Origin of the sequence: Tessaracoccus coleopterorum (assembly GCF_011174705.1) — a bacterium.
Taxonomy (GTDB): domain Bacteria; phylum Actinomycetota; class Actinomycetes; order Propionibacteriales; family Propionibacteriaceae; genus Arachnia; species Arachnia coleopterorum.
Genome location: NZ_JAANIJ010000001.1, coordinates 791,105 through 809,305 on the forward strand (window position 1 = coordinate 791,105; position 18,201 = coordinate 809,305).

The 18,201-nt window shown below is 70.0% G+C and carries 11 protein-coding genes, 4 tRNA genes and 9 pseudogenes; 21 read left to right on the plus strand and 3 right to left on the minus strand.

All coding sequences use genetic code 11. From position 1 onward, the window contains the following. Positions 1-13 precede the first annotated feature (13 nt). A pseudogene (locus tag G7085_RS34145) lies at positions 14-175 on the minus strand (hypothetical protein); the annotation flags it as partial. A 397-nt stretch (positions 176-572) separates the two neighbouring features. Here G7085_RS34145 and glyQ point away from each other — a divergent pair. From glyQ to G7085_RS24255, 3 genes and pseudogenes are all read left to right on the plus strand, one after another. Then, positions 573-1,438 (plus strand): annotated as a pseudogene (gene glyQ, locus G7085_RS05020) (glycine--tRNA ligase subunit alpha). Positions 1,439-1,651: 213 nt separating this feature from the next. Beyond that, positions 1,652-3,323, plus strand: a pseudogene (glyS, locus tag G7085_RS24250) (glycine--tRNA ligase subunit beta). Next, positions 3,298-3,765 (plus strand): hypothetical protein, encoded by a 468-nt coding sequence (locus G7085_RS24255; protein WP_231979237.1) that lies wholly within the window; start codon positions 3,298-3,300, stop codon positions 3,763-3,765. The pseudogene glyS and the gene G7085_RS24255 overlap by 26 nt, the downstream one beginning before the upstream one ends. A 27-nt stretch (positions 3,766-3,792) precedes the next feature. Here G7085_RS24255 and G7085_RS05035 read toward each other — a convergent pair whose 3' ends face one another. Together G7085_RS05035 and G7085_RS29480 are read right to left on the minus strand one after the other, a co-directional pair. Continuing rightward, a complete protein-coding gene (locus G7085_RS05035; RefSeq protein ID WP_197510152.1) occupies positions 3,793-3,996 on the minus strand; it encodes a hypothetical protein in 204 nt (67 codons plus the stop codon). A gap of 140 nt (positions 3,997-4,136) precedes the next feature. Beyond that, positions 4,137-4,271, minus strand: a complete 135-nt coding sequence (locus G7085_RS29480) for a hypothetical protein (protein ID WP_269451778.1) — start codon at positions 4,269-4,271, stop codon at positions 4,137-4,139. Positions 4,272-4,421: 150 nt separating this feature from the next. Here G7085_RS29480 and G7085_RS05040 point away from each other — a divergent pair, with 150 nt between their 5' ends. The 18 genes and pseudogenes from G7085_RS05040 (at position 4,422) to G7085_RS05120 (ending at position 17,829) form a co-directional block, all read left to right on the plus strand. Next, positions 4,422-4,952 (plus strand): patatin-like phospholipase family protein, encoded by a 531-nt coding sequence (locus G7085_RS05040; protein WP_331715482.1) that lies wholly within the window; start codon positions 4,422-4,424, stop codon positions 4,950-4,952. Further along, positions 4,871-6,454: a patatin-like phospholipase family protein gene (locus G7085_RS29485; RefSeq protein ID WP_197510154.1), complete on the plus strand. Its 1,584-nt coding sequence runs from the start codon at positions 4,871-4,873 to the stop codon at positions 6,452-6,454. The genes G7085_RS05040 and G7085_RS29485 overlap by 82 nt, the downstream gene beginning before the upstream one ends. A gap of 300 nt (positions 6,455-6,754) precedes the next feature. Next, positions 6,755-6,847 (plus strand): potassium-transporting ATPase subunit F, encoded by a 93-nt coding sequence (locus tag G7085_RS05050; RefSeq protein WP_197510155.1) that lies wholly within the window; start codon positions 6,755-6,757, stop codon positions 6,845-6,847. Positions 6,848-6,917: 70 nt separating this feature from the next. After that, complete coding sequence (locus G7085_RS29490) at positions 6,918-7,211, plus strand: potassium-transporting ATPase subunit KdpA (RefSeq protein WP_269452033.1); 294 nt, start codon at positions 6,918-6,920, stop codon at positions 7,209-7,211. Then, positions 7,130-8,411 (plus strand): annotated as a pseudogene (locus G7085_RS36205) (potassium-transporting ATPase subunit KdpA); the annotation flags it as partial. The gene G7085_RS29490 and the pseudogene G7085_RS36205, both read left to right, overlap by 82 nt. A 219-nt stretch (positions 8,412-8,630) precedes the next feature. After that, a pseudogene (gene kdpB, locus G7085_RS05060) lies at positions 8,631-10,604 on the plus strand (potassium-transporting ATPase subunit KdpB). A 12-nt stretch (positions 10,605-10,616) separates the two neighbouring features. Then, positions 10,617-11,205: pseudogene (kdpC, locus tag G7085_RS32060) on the plus strand (K(+)-transporting ATPase subunit C). Positions 11,206-11,230: 25 nt separating this feature from the next. Then, a pseudogene (locus G7085_RS05070) lies at positions 11,231-13,677 on the plus strand (DUF4118 domain-containing protein). After that, positions 13,674-14,350 (plus strand): annotated as a pseudogene (locus tag G7085_RS05075) (response regulator transcription factor). Before G7085_RS05070 ends, G7085_RS05075 begins: the two co-directional pseudogenes overlap by 4 nt. Positions 14,351-14,405: 55 nt before the next feature. Then, positions 14,406-14,479, plus strand: a tRNA-Lys gene (locus G7085_RS05080). A gap of 529 nt (positions 14,480-15,008) precedes the next feature. Next, on the plus strand, positions 15,009-15,314 hold the full coding sequence (locus G7085_RS05085; RefSeq protein ID WP_197510156.1) for a hypothetical protein: 306 nt from the start codon (positions 15,009-15,011) through the stop codon (positions 15,312-15,314). 442 nt (positions 15,315-15,756) lie between these two features. Then, positions 15,757-15,891, plus strand: a pseudogene (locus G7085_RS32065) (SH3 domain-containing protein); the annotation flags it as partial. A gap of 17 nt (positions 15,892-15,908) precedes the next feature. Continuing rightward, the gene (locus G7085_RS24275; RefSeq protein WP_331715928.1) at positions 15,909-16,337 is read left to right on the plus strand and encodes an SH3 domain-containing protein; all 429 of its coding nucleotides are present in this window, start codon (positions 15,909-15,911) and stop codon (positions 16,335-16,337) included. Between the two features lie 215 nt (positions 16,338-16,552). Then, positions 16,553-16,993: a hypothetical protein gene (locus tag G7085_RS05100; RefSeq protein ID WP_231979238.1), complete on the plus strand. Its 441-nt coding sequence runs from the start codon at positions 16,553-16,555 to the stop codon at positions 16,991-16,993. A gap of 112 nt (positions 16,994-17,105) precedes the next feature. Beyond that, positions 17,106-17,178 (plus strand) — tRNA-Glu (locus tag G7085_RS05105). Between the two features lie 162 nt (positions 17,179-17,340). Next, positions 17,341-17,413 (plus strand) — tRNA-Asp (locus G7085_RS05110). Positions 17,414-17,441: 28 nt separating this feature from the next. After that, positions 17,442-17,515: transfer RNA gene (locus tag G7085_RS05115), tRNA-Phe, on the plus strand. Positions 17,516-17,598: 83 nt separating this feature from the next. Next, positions 17,599-17,829 (plus strand): hypothetical protein, encoded by a 231-nt coding sequence (locus tag G7085_RS05120; RefSeq protein WP_197510159.1) that lies wholly within the window; start codon positions 17,599-17,601, stop codon positions 17,827-17,829. The last annotated feature ends 372 nt before the right edge of the window (positions 17,830-18,201 follow it).

Sequence of the window (18,201 nt, forward strand, 5' to 3'; positions counted from 1 at the left end):
CGAAGGTGGAGCCGATGGAGCCGTAGCCCCAGATGGTGACGCGGGCACCGTCGAGGGTGGTGACGCGGCCGTCATCCGCGCGGGTCTTCATGGCGCCCGCGTGCTTCACGTCCCAGGTGTGGCGGGCGGCGTTCTGCACCGCCAGCGGCAGCAGCCGCAGCAGCGAAAGGGTCATGGCGAGGGCGTGCTCGGCGACGGGGCCGTCATGGAGACCGACGCCGGTGGCGATGGGACCTCGGCCGGAAAGCCCGCCGCCACGATCGAGTCGGGCCGGCCAGGAAGGCCTGGATCAGCTTGAGGTCGGTCAGCCGCTCGGCCGAGTCGCGCAGCACCTCGTTGGATTGTCCCCAAGCCACGAGAACCTCGGCGTCGAGGTGCTCGTCTGGGACGGGAACGGTCTGGTCGATGATGACGATCTCTGCGTCATCGATCTCGGGCAGGGCGCCCGGTAGGCCCTCGGAACCAGGATCTTCACGATGCTCCTTGAATGTTCGGGTGTCGTCGGTTCCAGCATGTCACATACCGGATGGGCGATCCGCAGCGGAAGTAGGTAATCTGCTGGGGTGCTGACGATGCAAGATGCCCTACGCCGACTCTCCGACTACTGGACCTCGAAGGGCTGCCTCACGTGGCAGCCGTTCAACACGGAGGTGGGTGCGGGAACCATGAACCCGGCCACCGTGCTGCGGGTGCTCGGACCCGAGCCCTGGGACGTCGCCTACGTCGAGCCCTCGGTGCGCCCCGACGACTCGCGCTACGGCCTGAACCCCAACCGCCTGCAGACACACACCCAGTTCCAGGTGATCCTGAAGCCGGAGCCCGGCGACCCGCAGGAACTGTACCTCGGCTCGCTCGAGGCCCTCGGGATCGACCTGTCGAAGCACGACGTGCGGTTCGTGGAGGACAACTGGCAGCAGCCGGCCATCGGGCATGGGGCCTCGGCTGGGAGGTGTGGCTCGACGGCATGGAGATCACCCAGTTCACCTACTTCCAGCAGGTGGGCGGCCAGAACCTCGACCCGATCCCCGTCGAGCTGACCTACGGCGTCGAGCGCATCCTGATGGCACAGCAGGGCGTGACGCACTTCAAGGACATCGCCTACGCCACCGCCGCCGACGGCCGCATCGTCACCTACGGCGAGGCCTTCGGGCAGCAGGAATACGAGATGAGCCGCTACTACCTCGACGACGCCGACGTCGAGGCAAACCGCAAGCTGTACGAGACGTTCGTCGGCGAGGCCACCCGCATGGTCGAGGCCCGCCTACCCGTGCCCGCCCACTCCTACATCCTGAAGTCCAGCCACGCGTTCAACGTCCTCGACGCCCGAGGCGCCATCTCCACCACGGAGCGTGCGAAGGCCTTCGCGACGATGCGCCGCCTGATGCGCGACACCGCCATCCTCTGGATCGAGCGACGCGAGGAGCTCGGGTTCCCCTGACCCGCGAGCAGGCCCCGACGCCCCGCCACCCGGAGGCGGCCCCGGCCGAGCTGCCCGACACGCCGCAGACGTTCGCGTTGGAGATCGGCGTGGAGGAGCTTCCCCGCATGTGGTGCCGCAGACCGTGGAGGCCGTCCGCGAGGCGCTCACGTCGAAGTTGGCCGCGACCCGCCTGACCCACGGGCCGTCACGGTCGAGGGCACGCCCCGCCGCATCGTCGCCACCGTCGAGGGCCTCGCCGCCGCGGAGCCCGACGCGGAGCAGCTGCGCAAGGGCCCGAAGTGGTCGGCCGCCTTCGACGCCGACGGCAACCCCACCAGGCCGCTCGAGGGCTTCATGCGCGGCCAGGGCGTCACCGCCGACCAGGTCATCAAGGCCGAGATCGGCGGCAACGAGCACGCCGCCGTCGCCGTCACAGTGGAGGGCCGAGGGGTCCTCGATGTGATGGCGGCCATCGTCTCCGACGTCGTCACCGGGTTGCGCGCCGAGAAGAACATGCGCTGGAACGACCCGGCCCTCTCCTTCTCCCGCGCCATCCGCTGGCTGGTCGCCCTGTGGGAAGCGCCGTCGTGCCCGCCGTGATCTCCGACGTGACCGCCGGCCGCACCACCTACCTCCAGCGCCCCGTCGTGGGTGAGGAGTCGGGCAGGCGCTCCGACGGCGCCCTCGTCGGCCGCGTAACGATCGCCGGCGCCGACGAGCTGCTCGCGACCCTCGCCTCGGGCGCGATCGCCCTGTCGAGCGACCGGCGCCGCGCGTCCATCGTCGAGCAGGCCACCGCGCTGGCCACGGGCGTCGGCGGCACCGTCGACGTCGAGGGCGAGGCCGCGCTGGTCGACGAGATCACCAACCTCGTCGAGGACCCGCACGGCGTGCTCGGCAACTTCGACGAGCGCTACCTCGACCTGCCCGAGCGCATCCTCACCACCGTGATGCGCAAACACCAGCGCTACCTGCCGGTGTACCGCGACGGGAAGCTCGCCCCGCACTTCGTCACCATGGCCAACGGCCTGTGCGACGACGACACCGTCCGGGCGGGCAACGAGTCGGTCATCCGCGCCCGCTACGAGGACGCGCTGTTCTTCTGGAACTCCGACCTGGAGGCCGAGGACGTCGACACCTTCGTGCCCGGGCTCGAGAAGCTGACGTTCGAGGACCGCCTCGGCTCGGTCGGTCTGCGCGCCCGCCGCATCGCCGATGTCGCAGGCAGGCTCGCCGACCGCGTCGGCCTCGTCGGCGTCGAGCGCTCGACGCTGGATCGCGCCGGGCAACTGGCCAAGTTCGACCTCGCGACGCAGCTCGTCGTGGAGATGAGCTCGCTCGCCGGGTTCGTCGCCCGCGAGTACGCCGTCCGCAAGGGTGAGACGCAGGCCGTCGCCGATGCCCTGTACGAGATGGAGCAGCCGCACACCTCGGCCGACCCGTCCCCGCCTCGACGCCCGGCGCGTTGCTCGCGTTGGGAGACCGGTTCGACCTGCTGGCCGCCATGTTCGCGCTGGGTGCCAAGCCGACCGGCTCGTCCGACCCGTTCGGCCTGCGCCGCGCCGCCCTGGGTGTGGTGCGGATCCTGCGCGAGTCGGCGGGCACCCGCTCGAGTCGCTCACCGTCCGCGCGGGCCTCGAGGACGCTGTCGCCCGCCTCGCCGAACAGGGCGTCGAGATCGCGGCCGACGCCGTCGACTCCGCGCTCGAGTTCACGATCGGGCGCTTCGCGCAGCTGCTGCGCGACGAGGGCACCCCGGCCGACCTGGTCACGGCGATCCTGCCCGCGGCCGACGCCCCGGGCGCGCGGCGCGGCTGCTGGCCGAGCTGTCCGCCCTCGAGGGCGACGAGCGCCTGGGTCGCCTCGTGGCGACGCTGGTGCGCACCTCGCGGATCCTCCCTGATGGCGTCACCGCGGGCTTCGATGCCGCCCTCCTGACGGAGCCGGCGGAGGTCGCACTCGCCGGCGCCGTCTCCGGGCTCCCGGAGGGCTCTGCGGGCCTGCCGCTCGGCGACCTCCTCGAGGCGACCGCATCGGCCGTCGACGCGGCGGAGCGGTTCTTCGAGGACATCCTCGTCAACGCGGACGACGCGTCGGTGCGCGCGGCCCGACAGGGCCTGCTTGCCTCACTGCTGGAATCCGCCCGGCCGGGATCGACTGGAAGGCGCTCGACATCGCGCTCGGCTGAGCGGGGCCGATCCGGCCTGCACGGTGGAGGGCCGCACCCGTCGGGTGCGGCCCTCCGCCGTTTTTCAGGACCTGTTCAGGCGATCCGGATCCCGAGGATGTCAGCGAGGACGGGCGCGAGCTCCTGCACCTGGTCACCGGTCATGGTGACCCCTTGAGGCCCTCCGGGTTGGACTCGAGCCCGTTCAGCCGTGCCCCTTGAGGGTGAGGCGCCTGTTGCGCGAGCTCGTCAGCACCAGCTTGCCGATGGTGACGTCGACGAAGTTGAGCACCTCGATCTTCGCCTCGGACAGGTCGAGCTCGCCGACGACGGCGCGGTCGATCTCCAGCCGGTTGATCGTGGCGCCGCGCAGGTTGAGGTAGTCGATCTTGCCTCCGAGGATCCGCACCCGCGTCCAGGTGCCGCCGAAGGCCTGCGCCGCCCCGATCCTCGAGTCGGAGATGGTGACGTCCTGCAGCGACGACTTCGCGAGCGACAGGTCGGCCGCGCGGGCACCGTCGAACTCGACATCGACGAGCCTGCAGCCGATCAGTCGCGCCCGTCGAGGTCGGCCCCTGTGAACCGGCTGTCGAGGAACCGCAGGCCGTGTCGCTCCGGCCCTCCGAACGCGACCCCATCCAGGTCGATCCCCTCGATGTAGCCATCTTCCAACAGGTCCTGCACGTCGATCGTCATGGGCCCCAGAGTAGCGACGCGGCTGAAAGTGCCCCGCCGCGCACCCCGTCGGGCTTCCACTGTCGCTACGCTGTGCGCCATGGCAGGTAAGGGCTGGTTCGGACTCCCCTTCTTCTCTCTCACCCGCGCGCGGAGGTGGTGTCCTGCGTGCTGTCGGGCGGCGGCTCGAGGGCGAGCTTCCAACTGGGGGCGCTCGAATATCTCTACGCGCACGACGAGCAGTTCACCCCGACGATCTTCGTGGGTGCCTCGGCGGGGTCGATCATCGCGGCGGCGCTGGCCCAGGCCGACGACCCCGACGGCCAGCGGGCCTACCTGCGGAAGCTGCGCGCCATCTGGGACTCCATGACCTCGGCGGGCGACATGTTCACCCCGCGTCCCTGGTACGACCGCCTCGCGACCGAGGGCCCGCAGTGGCTGGAGATCGTCAAGCCGCTGCGGACCGAACACAAACCCGCGCCGCCGAAGCCGCGCCCCGCGCTGCTGCCGTTCCTGCGGAGCAGCCCCGCGAGCCCCGTCTCGCCCCGCTCACCTGACGAGCCGCCGAGCCCGTTGGAGCTCGCGCTCGCCCCGATGACGCGTCGCCGGTGCGCTCGGAGTGGTCGCTGGCCACCCTGTCCGGGATCGCCACCCATCTGGGCCGACTCCCGCGGCTCGGGAGCGACCTGAACACCATCGCCCACGGCCTCGAGTCCACGAGGTCGATGTACCGCCCCGGCCCGGTGCTGGCCCAGTTGCTGCGGGAGGACACGTTCTTCCCGCCCCGGGTCGCCGCCTCTGGCGCCACCCTGCGCATCGCAATGGTCGCCCTCGAGTCGGGCGAGCTGCGCTTCATGACCGAGGACGGCACCCTTGTCGACCGCGTCAACAAGCCGGTTGACGACGCCCACCACGACCTGACCACCGGGGTCCTGGCCTCCTGCTCCATCCCGGCCGTGTTCCGACCGGTGCCGATCGGCGGTGAGACCTACGTCGACGGCGGCGCCCGGGAGAACCTGCCCGCCGAGCTGGCCATCGGCCACCTCGGCGCCGCGCGCAACTACATCGTCAGCTCGCAGTCGACCGGCGTGCAGCGGCGCGCCTCGATGGCCGATGCCGACCTGTTCGCGATCGTGATGCGCTCCACCGAGATCCTGATCGACGAGGCGGGACGCGACGAGTTGGCGTACGCGCATTCGGCGGGGTCGATCGTGATCTACCCGGAGCTGAGCGTGCACGACGCCATGACGGTGGACCCGGCGCTGATCGCCATCAACGAGGCCTACGGCTGGTTCCGCGCCGCCGAGCAGCACCTGCACCTGGACACCTCCGCCGAGGCCCGGCACCGTCGGATCACCGAGCTGCGCGTGCGGTGCGTGCAGGCCGAGCGGGAGTACCTGGCGAGCGAGGCGCCCGAGCGGCGCAAGCTGTCGGCGCTCCGGTCGGTCAAGACAGAACTGCGCGACGCCGTCCGCTCGGCCGGCGCCATCCCGCTCCCCCTGGGGCCGAGCAGTGGTGGAGCACGTGGGAGCCGAGCGCTGTGCCGGTCGCGATCGACCCGCCCTGGCTGGCACCCTGATCCGGGCTTGCGGCCCGGTAGGCTCCCGGGAATGCCCGACCACTTCCCAGGCGATCCCCGCTCCAGCTACCAACGGATGCTGGACGGAGACGACTACATCGCCGACGATCCGCGCATCTTCGAGGCCACGCAGCGTGCCGCCCGACTCGCCGACCGCTACCACCGCGAGGTGATCGACGGCGATGACGCCGCCCACGCCACCCTCGTCGAGCTGCTCGGCGATGTCGGGGAGGGCGTCGGAGTCCGGCCACCGCTGTTCGTCGACCTCGGCTCGAACATCCGGATCGGGGCCAGAACGTTCACGAACTTCAACCTGACCGCGCTCGACGTCGCCCCCATCACCATCGGGGAGGACTGCCTGATCGGGCCCAACGTGCAGCTCCTCACGCCAACCCATCCGGTCGCTCCAGGACCCCGCCGCGACAAGGTCGAGGGTTCGGCCCCCATCACGCTCGGCGACAACGTCTGGCTCGGAGGCGGCGTCATCGTGTGCCCCGGGGTGAGCATCGGAGACAACTCCGTGATCGGGGCGGGCTCCGTGGTGACGCGCGACATCCCCGCCAACGTGGTCGCCGTCGGCAACCCGGCCCGGGTGGTTCGGGACCTCACCTGACGGCCACCGACCCCTCCCGCACTCCCGGAAAAATCGGCCAGTAGCCGATTCTGGCCGGTCCCGCTGAAAGGATCGGCCACCGACCCCTCCCGCAGGAGCGCGTGAGGATCGGGCCGCGACCCGTGTGGGATCCGTTAGGGCGCTTCCGACGGCGACGCCGCAGGAGTGGGCTTGAGGCATGCCCGGAGCGGGCACCTGGAAACCTCTCCTCGGGAGCAGTCATGCTCGACGCAACCTTCGTCATCCTCATCGTCGCCCTCTTCGTGGGCGTCGGCCTCCTTGCGAGGGGGTCGAGCGGTTGTGATCGTCTTCGAACTCCTCGCCACCGTGCTGGCCGTCGCCGGCGTCGCGTACCTCGTGGTCGCCCTGATCCGGCCGGAGTGGTTCGCATGATCTCGGCCGTCCTGACGTTCGCCGTCGTGGCCGTCCCCTCGCGCTGGTCTACCGGCCCCTGGGCGACTACCTGGCGTGGGTCTACACGTCCCCGCGGCACTGGCGCGTCGAGCGGTGGATCTACCGTGTGGTCGGCGTCGACGCGGACGCCGGCCAGGCGTGGCGCTCCTACCTGCGCGGCCTCCTCGCCTTCTCCGCCGCGGGCGTCCTCCTGCTCTACGCCCTGCAGCGGATCCAGCCGCTGCTCCCCTGTCGCTGGGTCACAGGGCGGTACCGCCCGATCTGTCGTTCAACACGGCGGCGTCCTTCGTCTCCAACACCAACTGGCAGTCCTACGTGCCGGAGTCGACGTTGGGAAACCTGATCCAGGCCGTAGGCCTCACGGTGCAGAACTTCGTGTCGGCCTCCGTGGGGATCGCGGTGGCGATCGCACTCGTGCGCGGCATCGCCGCCCGCTCGGGCGGCCAACTCGGCAACTTCTGGGTCGACCTCGTCCGGGGTGTGCTGCGGCTGCTGCTGCCCATCGCGCTGATCGGTGCCGTCGTGCTGATGGCAGCCGGCGTCGTGCAGAATCTCGCGGGCCTCACCCACATCGCGTCGATCTCCGGCGCCGGCACGACGCTGCCAGGTGGGCCGGTCGCCTCGCAGGAGGCCATCAAGCTGCTCGGCACCAACGGTGGCGGCTTCTTCAACGCCAACTCGGCCCACCCATTCGAGAACCCGGGACGTTCACCAACCTCTTCGAGGTGGCGCTCATGCTGCTCATTCCGGTGTCCCTCACCCGGGCGTTCGGCCGGATGGTGGGCGACGTGAGGCAGGGCTACGCGCTGCTCTCGGTGATGGGCGTCCTGTTCGTCGGGTCCTATGCGGCACTGGTGGCGATCGAGTCGGCGGCCGTGGGCACCGCCCGGCGCTGGCGGGGCCGCGATGGAGGGCAAGGAGGGCCGCTTCGGCATCGTCGGCTCGGCGCTGTTCGCCGTGGCGGGCACCGGCACCTCCACCGGCGCAGTCAACTCGATGTTCGACTCATACACGTCGCTCGGCGGCCTGGTGCCGATGCTCAACATGATGCTCGGCGAGGTGTCGCCCGGGGCGTCGGCTCGGGTCTCTACGGGCTCCTCGTGCTCGCCGTCATCGCCGTGTTCGTCGCGGGGCTGCTCGTCGGCCGCACCCCGGAGTATCTGGGCAAGAAGATCGGGCCACGCGAGATGAAGCTCGCCACCGCCTACATCCTGGTGACCCCCACGCTCGTCCTGGCGGGCACCGCGCTGAGCTTCGCACTGCCCGGCATCCGCGAGTCGATCTCCGGCACCTCGATTCTGAACCCCGGACCGCACGGCACGGCCGAGGTGCTCTACGCCTTCACCTCGGCCGCCAACAACAACGGCTCCGCCTTCGCGGGTCTGACGGCGGACACGCCGTGGCTGAACACCGCCCTGGGCGTCACCATGCTGCTCGGCCGGTTCATCCCCATCGCGCTCGTCCTCGCGCTCGCCGGCTCGCTGGCCGACGTGACCCCTCCGTCCCGACGGCCGGGACCCTGCCCACCCACCGGGGCCTGTTCGTCACCCTGCTGCTCGGCGTCGTCGTGATCGTCTCAGCACTCACCTACTTCCCGTGCTCACGCTCGGGCCACTCGCCGAAGGGTTCACACGATGACCACCACCATCACCCGGCCCCGACCCGCGGCCGGACCCCTACCACCGCATCGTCGCGCTGGCTCCCGGCCCTGCCGGGTGCCGTACGCAAGCTCGATCCGCGCGCCCAGTGGCGCAACCCGGTGATGTTCCTCGTCTGGGTGGGCGCCGCACTGACCACGGTGCTCGCCATCGCCGAGCCGTTCCTCGGTGGCCCGCGCCGTCGGGCGGTGCCGCCGTGCCGCCGTCGTTCACCGCACTGATCGCCGGCTGCCTGTGGCTCACCGTCCTGTTCGCCAATCTCGCCGAATCCGTCGCCGAGGGCAGGGGCAAGGCCCAGGCCGAGTCGCTCCGGCGTACCCGCACCACCACGCTCGCGCGGCGGATCGACGGATACAGCCCCGCCGACGACGGGGCCGCGGAGCGGGTCGCCGCCGTCGACGTGGCATCGTCGGAGCTGAAGCTCGGCGACGTGGTCGTCGTCTCGGCCGGTGAGATCATCCCCGGTGACGGGGACATCATCTGGGGCATCGCCTCGGTCGACGAGTCGGCCATCACCGGCGAATCGGCCCCGGGATCCGCGAATCCGGGGGCGACCGGAGCGCGGTGACGGGCGGCACCCGCGTGCTGTCCGACCGGATCGTCGTGCGCATCACCTCCAAGCCGGGTGAGACGTTCGTCGACCGGATGATCGCATTGGTCGAGGGTTCGGTACGGCAGCGCACACCCAACGAGGTCGCGCTGTCGATCCTGCTCGCGGGCCTGTCGATCGTGTTCCTCGTCGTGGTGCTGACCATCAACCCGTCGCGTCGCACGCGGCCGCGCCCGTCAGCCTGACGGTGCTGGTGGCCCTGCTCGTATGCCTGATCCCGACCACCATCGGGGCGCTGCTCTCGGCCATCGGCATCGCCGGCATGGACCGCCTGGTGCAGCGCAACGTGCTGGCGATGTCGGGGCGCGCCGTCGAGGCGGCGGGCGACGTCGGGACCCTGCTGCTCGACAAGACCGGCACCATCACCTACGGCAATCGCCGGGCGACGGGGTTCCTGCCCCTCACCGGTGGCTCCGTCGACAAGCTCGCCGCGACGGCGGCGCTCGCATCGCTCAGCGACCCGACACCCGAGGGTGCCTCGATCGTCGAACTCGCCGCGTCGCTCGGCATCACCCCGGACCCGGCCCCCGGATCGACCGCCGTGCCGTTCACCGCGCAGACCCGCATGTCGGGCGTCGATCTCATCGACGGCACCGAGATCCGCAAGGGGCGGCGGCGACGGTGCTGGCCTGGCTCGACGAGCCGTCGGCGGAGGCCACCGAGCTTGCCGACGAGATCGGCGGGACCGGCGGCACGCCGCTGGTGGTCGCCATCCGCGCGCCGCGGCACCGCTCCGTGCTGGGCGTCGTCCATCTGAAGGATGTCGTGAAGGAGGGTCTGCGCGACCGGTTCAGCGAGCTCCGCTCGATGGGGATCCGGACGGTGATGGTCACCGGCGACAACCCCCTCACCGCCGCCGCGATCGCCCGCGAGGCCGGCGTCGACGACTTCATCGCCGAGGCGACACCGGAGCAGAAGCTGGCATACATCCGTGCCGAGCAGGAGGGCGGTCGACTGGTCGCGATGACGGGCGACGGCACCAACGACGCGCCCGCGCTGGCCCAGGCGGATGTGGGGGTCGCGATGAACACCGGCACGTCGGCCGCGAAGGAGGCCGGCAACATGGTCGACCTCGACTCGGACCCCACGAAGCTCATCGACATCGTGGCCATCGGCAAGCAGTTGCTCATCACGCGCGGCGCCCTGACGACGTTCTCCATCGCCAACGACGTGGCCAAGTACTTCGCGATCATCCCCGCCATGTTCGCGGGCGTCTACCCCGGGCTCTCGGCCCTGAACATCATGGGGCTCCACTCCCCGCCTCCGCGGTCGCCTCCGCGATCATCTTCAACGCCCTCGTGATCGTGGCGCTCGTCCCCTCGCGCTGCGCGGCGTGCGCTACCGCCCGATGGGGGCCGCGCGGATACTCGGCCGCAACCTCGCCATCTACGGGCTGGGCGGCGTCGTCGCACCCTTCATCGGGATCTGGGCCATCGACCAGCTCGTGCGCCTCATCCCCGGATTCTGAATCGAGCAGGCCATGACCACCGTCTCCCGCCAGGTCGGCGTCGCGCTCCGCGCGCTCGCCCTGTTCACCGTCCTCCTCGGCCTCGTCTACCCGGCCGTCGTCACCGTCATCGGCCAGGTCGCGCTGCCCGTGCAGGCGAACGGGTCGCTCCTGCGGGCCGCCGACGGCACCGTCGTGGGCTCGTCGCTGGTCGGCCAGAGCTTCCTCGACGCGTCGGGCCGGCCCCTGGCCGCTACTTCCAGCCCCGGCCCTCCGCCGGCGGTTACGACGGCGGGCCTCCGGCGGCAGCAACCTCGGCCCCGGGAACCCCGACCTGGTGCGTGAGATCGCGGCCCGGCGCGCCGCCATCGCCGCCTTCAACGACGTCCCGGCCTCGGAGGTGCCCGCCGACGCAGTGACGGCCTCCGCGTCCGGGCTCGACCCCGACATCAGCCCCGCCTACGCCCAACTCCAGGTCGCCCGTGTCGCCCGGGCCCGCGGCCTCAGCGGCGACGCCGTCGAGAAGCTCCTGACGGCCCACACCAGTGGAGGTGGATACTTGTCGCAGACCATCGTCAACGTCGTCGAACTGAACCTGGCGCTGGACCGGCAGGAGGGCTGAGGTGGCTGTTCGCGGGCGGCTGCGCGTGCTGCTCGGCGCCGCTCCCGGCGTCGGGAAGACCTACAGCATGCTCGACGAGGGCCGTCAGCTCGTCGAGGACGGCGTCGATGTAGTGATCGCCGTCGTCGAGGCGCACGGCCGGCCCGCCACCGCTGCCATGATGCAGGGTCTCCCGCTGGTGCCCCGCCACGCCGTCGAGCACCGGGGGTGCTACTCGACGAGATGGACCTGGACGCCGTGCTCACGCGTGCCCCCGCCGTCGCGCTGGTCGACGAACTGGCACACACCAACGCGCCGGGGTCACGCAACGCGAAACGCTGGCAGGATGTCGCGGAGCTGCTCGCGGCAGGCATCGATGTCGTCACGGCCGTGAACATCCAGCACATCGAGTCGCTCAACGACGTTGTCGAGACCATCACCGGGGTGCCGCAGCGCGAGACGGTGCCCGACTCCGTGCTGCGCGGTGCCGACCAGGTCGAGGTGGTCGATCTGGCACCTGAGTCGCTGCGTGACCGCCTCGCGGGCGGGCTCGTGTACCCGGCTGAGCGCATCGATGCCGCCCTCAGCAACTACTTCCGGCTCGGCAACCTGACGGCGCTGCGTGAGCTGGCCCTGCTGTGGCTGGCCGATGAGGTGGACCAGGCGTTGACGAACTACCGCGCCGAGCACGGGTTCGCCGCCAAGTGGGAGGCCCGCGAGCGGATCGTGGTGGCGCTGCCGTCCGGCCCGAGGGCGAAACCCTGTTGCGGCGCGGGGCCAGGATCGCGGCCCGCGCCGGCGGCGAGTTGATCGCCGTCCACGTCACCACCCAGGACGGCCTGCGCCCCGGCAATCCTACGGCCATCGCGGAGCTGCGCGCGCTGGCGGAGACGCTGGGCGGCAGCTACCGGCAGGTGGTCGGCGAGGACATTCCCGAGGCCCTGATCGAGATGGCCCGCTCGGTGAACGCGACGCAGCTGGTGCTCGGCGCGAGCCGTCGGGGCGGCTGGTGGCTGCGCTGACGGGGCCGGGGATCGGCTCGACTGTGATCCGCGACTCCGGCGACATCGACGTCCACATCGTGACGCACTCCGCGGCCGGGGGCAGGAACCATCTGCCGCGCCGCGGAGGGGCGTTGTCGCTGCGTCGCCGCGTCGCCGGCTTCGCCCTCGCGCTGGTCGGTGGGCCGCTGCTGACCTGGCCGCTTGTGACGTTGAGGGGCCGGAGACGATGACCGGGGACGTCCTCAGCTACCAGCTTCTGGTGGTCGTCGTCGCGCTCGTGGGCGGCCGGTGGCCCGCGCTGTTCGCCGCCATCATGTCGGGCCTCACCCTCGACTTCTTCTTCATCGATCCGCTGCACACGGTCACCATCGCCGACCCGCTGCACGCCCAGGCACTCGTGCTCTACGCGGCGGTGGCGGTGCTCGTCAGCTTCGTGGTCGACCGCGCGGCGCAGAAGACACGGGCGGCCCGCCGCGCCGCGGCCGAGTCCGAGTTGATCCAGAGTGTGGCGGAGAACGTGCTCCGAGGTGGGGACGCCTTGACGGCGCTCGTGACGCAGCTCGTCGAGGCGTTCGGGCTGGAGGGCGCGACCCTGCTGGACCGTGGCCAGCCCATCGCGGCGGCTGGCACCCCGGGGGCGAGGCGACGCGCCTGCCGGTGGCCGACGACGCCGTCCTGGAGCTGCACGGACCGGATCTGCCCGCCTCCGAACGCAGGCTGGTGGGCGTGGTCGTCGCCCAGCTCGGGGCGGCTGTCGAGCGTCGCCGCCTGGAGCAGGCGGCCAGCGAGATCGAACCGATCGCCGCCTCCGACCGGGTACGCGGTGCCCTGCTCTCCGCGCTCAGCCACGACCTGAGGCGCCCCTTGCCGCCGCGACGGCCGCCGTCGGCGGGATGCGGCTGGCCGGACTCGAGCTCTCCGAACCCGACCGGGCGGAGCTGCTCGCGACGGCGGACGAGTCGTTGGCCGCGTTGTCGAGGCTGGTTACCGACCTGCTCGATGTGTCGCGGCTTCAGGCCGGCGTGCTCACCATCGAGGTGTTCCCCGTCGAGTTGAGCGAGGTGCTCGACCTCACTCTCGGCGAGTTGGGGCCTGATGCGGAGCGGGTCACGGTGGCTCTCGGCCATGACGCGGCCCAGGTGTCGGCCGATCCCGTCCTGTTGCAGCGCGCGCTCGTGAACCTGCTCACCAATGCGCTGCGCTACGGCCACCACGTGCGGGTGGCCACCAGCGCGTTCGGTGACCGGGTCGAGGTGCGCGTCGTCGACCACGGGCCGGGGGTGCTGCCAGAGCGCCACGGCGACATCTTCGTCCCGTTCCAGCGCCTGGGTGACGTGGACAACGCGACGGGCCTGGGGCTGGGGCTCGCGCTGTCGCGGGGCTTCGTCGAGGGCATGGGCGGCACCATCGAACCCGAGGACACCCGGGCGGTGGCCTCACCATGGTCGTGTCGCTCCCGATCGCACACTTTGAGGAGGTTTCGGCATGAAGATCCTCATCGCCGACGACGACCCGCAGCTCGTGCGGGCGTTAAGGATCACCCTGAATGCGAAGGGGTATCAGGTCGTGACGGCCTCCGACGGTGAGTCGGCCATCGCGGCGGCCATCGATCACCGACCCGACCTGTATCTCATCGACCTCGGCATGCCTCGGCTGGACGGGCTTGAGGTGATCCACGCGATCCGCGGCTGGTCTGACGCTCCGATCCTCATCGTGTCCGGACGTGCGGATTCGGCCGACAAGGTCGAGGCCCTCGACGCGGGCGCCGACGACTACGTCACCAAGCCGTTCTCCGTCGACGAGTTCCTCGCGCGGATCCGGGCGCTCGGTCGACGCTCCTCCGAGCACGCCCCGGACGCTCCGCCACAGTTGCGCATCGGCGCCGTCACGATCGACTTCGCCGCCCGCACCGCCTTGTCACCAGGCGGGTCGATCCGGCTGACCCCACCGAATGGCAGGTGCTGGAGTTGCTCGCCAGGAATCCGGGTCGACTGGTGACGCGGCAGACGATGCTCACGCACATCTGGGGCACCGAGCACGCCCGCGACACGGGATACCTGAGGCTGTACCTTTCGCAGCTGCGCAAGAAGCTCGAGCCCGACCCGTCGACCCCGAGGCACCTGATCACCGAGCCCGGGATGGGCTACCGCCTGGAGCCCTGACCCGATCGTCGTCCAGTGGGCCCGCACGGGTGGCGGCATGCCGCTAGAATGCCAACGCCCCTATAGCTCAGTCGGTAGAGCAGTGGACTTTTAATCCATGGGTCGCGGGTTCGAGCCCCGCTGGGGCACCGGCTGAGGACCCAGTGGGAGTGGCTTTGGTGCCGTCTCGGCGAGCCGCTCAGGCTTGAGAGTGGGCCTTCGAGTGGGCCTGCACCAGGGGTCGCAGCCCGGAAAGACGGCGCGACCCCGCGGGGTGGCAGGCTGGGCGCATGAGTCCGTGGATGTGGTTGGCCGCAGTCGTCGTCGTGGGATGCCTCCTGCTGGCCGGTGCGCTACTGCTCGACCGGCGGGCCCGGCGCCAGGTCACCGGAGCGGGCCAACCCGCCCCGCTGAGGTCGAACGAGGCCGTCGACAGCCACATCCCCACCTACCTCACCCAGGATGAGATCGACGCCCTCCCCTTCCCGGCCGCGGGCACCACGGAGTGGCCCCCACGCAGGCGAAGGGTTCGCCTTCGGGCACGCCTCACCCGACTTCGCCACCCTGGCCGAGGGCGGCGCCGTGTGGCAGTGCCCCAGTCTGCTGATCGTCGACGGCGCCGTCGAGTCGATGCGGGAACTCCTCACCCGGTATCCCGGGCGACCCCGAGACCCCGCTCGTGATCGTCGCCGACGCATTCCACCGGGACGTCCTGGCCACCCTCGCCGCGAACAGGCGGGCCCTCGGCGTGCCTATCGTGGCCGCAATGGCCGGGATCCGGGACCGCCGCCGGCTCGCCGAGGTCACCGGAGCCACGGCGGTCACGCCATCAGACCTGCAGGCCGGGTACGTGCCCGAGCAGGTCCTGGGCCACGCCGCGCGCTGGTCGAGCACGGCGACGCGATGCTGGGTCGACCCCTCGACTGACGCGACAACCCTCAACCTCGAACCTCAACCTCCACCCCGAACCTCAACCGGGGCTTGAGCTGGCTTGCCCCTGGGGTGTTGAGTGTTTTCTCACAATTACCAGCCATCTCTCAGCCCTGAGAACATCCCATCTTCCCTAGTCACAGCCATGTAGTCCGCCCGGGAAGCGCGATGAATCACATCAATGTTGTTTACGCAATACGCCGCAACCGCCCTTCCCTCTCTTCTCAGCAAACTCTCAACCTCCGTTGTCGGGCCCCGCACCAGCTACCTAATGTCCGTCGCAGCGATCGGACGTTGCGGGGCCTTGGCCCGGGGAAGCGGAACGTCCGGTCTCACCCCACAGATTGAGGAGAGACGTGAGAAAAGCACTCAGGGGCATACGCGGCGTCGCCGCCGCGGCCGGAGTAGCAGTTCTGGTTCAGGGAGTCGGCACCCTGGCGCTCGGCCCGTCGGCCGACGCCGTGAACGGGAGCGTGACGACAACCACCAGGGTCAACGTGCGCACCGGCCCGTCGACCTCCTACAAGTCGCTCACCATCCTCGCAAAGGGCACCTCCCTTCCGAGCCAGGGCTCCTCGAACGGCTGGACCAAGGTCACCTACAAGGGCCAGACCGCCTACATCTCCTCGACGTACGTCTCGGGCTCCTCATCCGACGCCCCGCCCCGGAGACCTCGAACGGCACCACCGAGGGCGAGGGTGGGACCAGCTACACGACGGCCAACCTCAACCTTCGCCAAGGCCCGTCCACCAGGGACAAGGTCGCCACGGTCGTCAAGAAGGGCACCAAGCTCACGCTCACAGGAAAGGTGAGCGGCGGTTACGCCCAGGTCACCTACAGCGGCTCGACTCTGTGGGGCTCGACCGCCTACCTCAGCTCGTCGCAGCAGTCTTCCTCCACCGACCTTCCCAAGATCACCGGCCAAGCGCGCGGCACCACCGCCCTGATGATCCGCACGAGCTCCTCGAGCAAGTTCACCAACCTCGGTGACGCCCCAAGGGAACGATCTTCGACGTCACCGGCGTCCGCGAGAACGGCATGGCCCAGGTGGTCTACAAGGGCGCGGTCCGCTGGGTGAACGCCAGCTACCTCACCCCGTCGACAGCGGCGCCTCATCACCCTCGACCCCGACTCCCCCGAAGACGAGCAAGCGCTACGCGACCACCGTGCTCAACATCTGGGCGGCATCGAGCGGCCAGAAGTACAGCGGCGAGATCCCCGCGGCGGCGAGCTGCAGGTAACGGGAACCGTTCAGAACGGGCGGGCTGAGATCATCCTCAACGGCGCCTCCAAGTGGGTCACCGCGAAGTACGTGGCCACGACCCGCCCTCGTCGGGCGGCGCATCGGGCGGAAACGGGACGAGCCTGAACCGCGGCTACTCCAGCGGCCTCGATCAGACGAACGCCAACGTGCAGCGCATCGTCCGCGACATCTGGAACAGGTACAGCGCCATCAAGACGATGTACGGCTGGCGCCGCGACGTGACCCCGGACCACCCGGCCGGCCGCGCCGTCGACGTGATGATCCCCAACTACAAGTCCAACAAGGCACTCGGCTGGGAGATTGCGGAGTACTACAGGGCGCACGCCAGCGAGTACAACATCAGCTACATCATCTTCGACCAGAAGATCTGGTCGACCGCCCGCAACAAGGAAGGCTGGCGCTCCATGGCAAACCGGGGCGGCGACACGGCCAACCACAAGGACCACGTGCACATCAACACGCACGGCTGATCCTCGGATCCCCCACACCGGGGCGTGGAACCCACGGGTTCCACGCCCCGGTCCCTGTTTCCGACCGCGGTTTGTGACCACGCGGCCGGTTCCCTATGCTTGGAATCCGCTGGTCCCCATCGTCTAGCGGCCTAGGACTCCGCCCTTTCACGGCGGCAGCACGGGTTCGAATCCCGTTGGGGATGCTCTGGCTCGAAAGGGCGGTCGGGAGGGAGACCTCACGTCCGCCCGGAAGAATCAGAGCTGTGCAGCAATCCGGTCTGACTAGGCCTTTCGTTCGATGTGACATCTCGACGGAAGTCACGATATAGTTACCGGGCTGGCACAGCCCAGCAGGTCAAGAAATTGGCCCCGTAGCGCAGTTGGTTAGCGCGCCGCCCTGTCACGGCGGAGGTCGCGGGTTCGAGTCCCGTCGGGTCGCTAGGTCAGGCATAACGCCTGGGCCATCGGCCAGGTAGCTCAGCTGGTAGCAGCGTTCGCCTGAAAAGTGAAAGGTCGCCGGTTCGATCCCGGCCCTGGCCACAGACAAACCCCTGGTAAACAGGGGTTTTCGCATTTCCAGGCGTAACCATCCACCGCAGTGACCCCGCCCCGGTACCGCCGCAATGGCTACAGCGCTGGCTACAGCCGCCAAGGTGCGGGTCGTCGTCTACTGGGTCTACGCCCTGCTCGGTGTCGGCCTCGGAGCTACCCAGGTCGCCTACGCCACGGCCACCATCGACCAGCCCACATGGCTGACCGTCGCTATCGCAGTGCTCGCCTATCTGGGCATCGCGCTTGGTGCCGTCGCGGCCAGCAACGTGCAGCCGGACGCTGAGCCGGAGCACGCCGAGTGAGTCTCGCGGATCGACGGCGGCAGGGTCCACCGTGACCGAGCAGGATGGAGTGCAGCGTGGCCCGCGCCCTAGCCGCACTCCATCCTGCCGAGGCGGACGAGCTGCGTGGCCTTGCCGATGCAAAACGTGCCGGAGGATGAGGCCGGCGCCCCTAATCGCATAGGCGAAAGAACCCGCTCAGTCTTTCTGAGCGGGGTTCACTCCTGTACTTTGGTTCCTCTGCGGTCCCTCGTCCGCACAAGCACTGGTCGCGGCAGACTACGATCCGTTGATGGTGAAACTTGCGATGGCCATTCCGTCCAGAACAAGGCTCGCCGGTCCCGTGGGTGCGTCCAGTGGGACTTCAACCGTAAGTGTCGCCTTGGCTTCGGA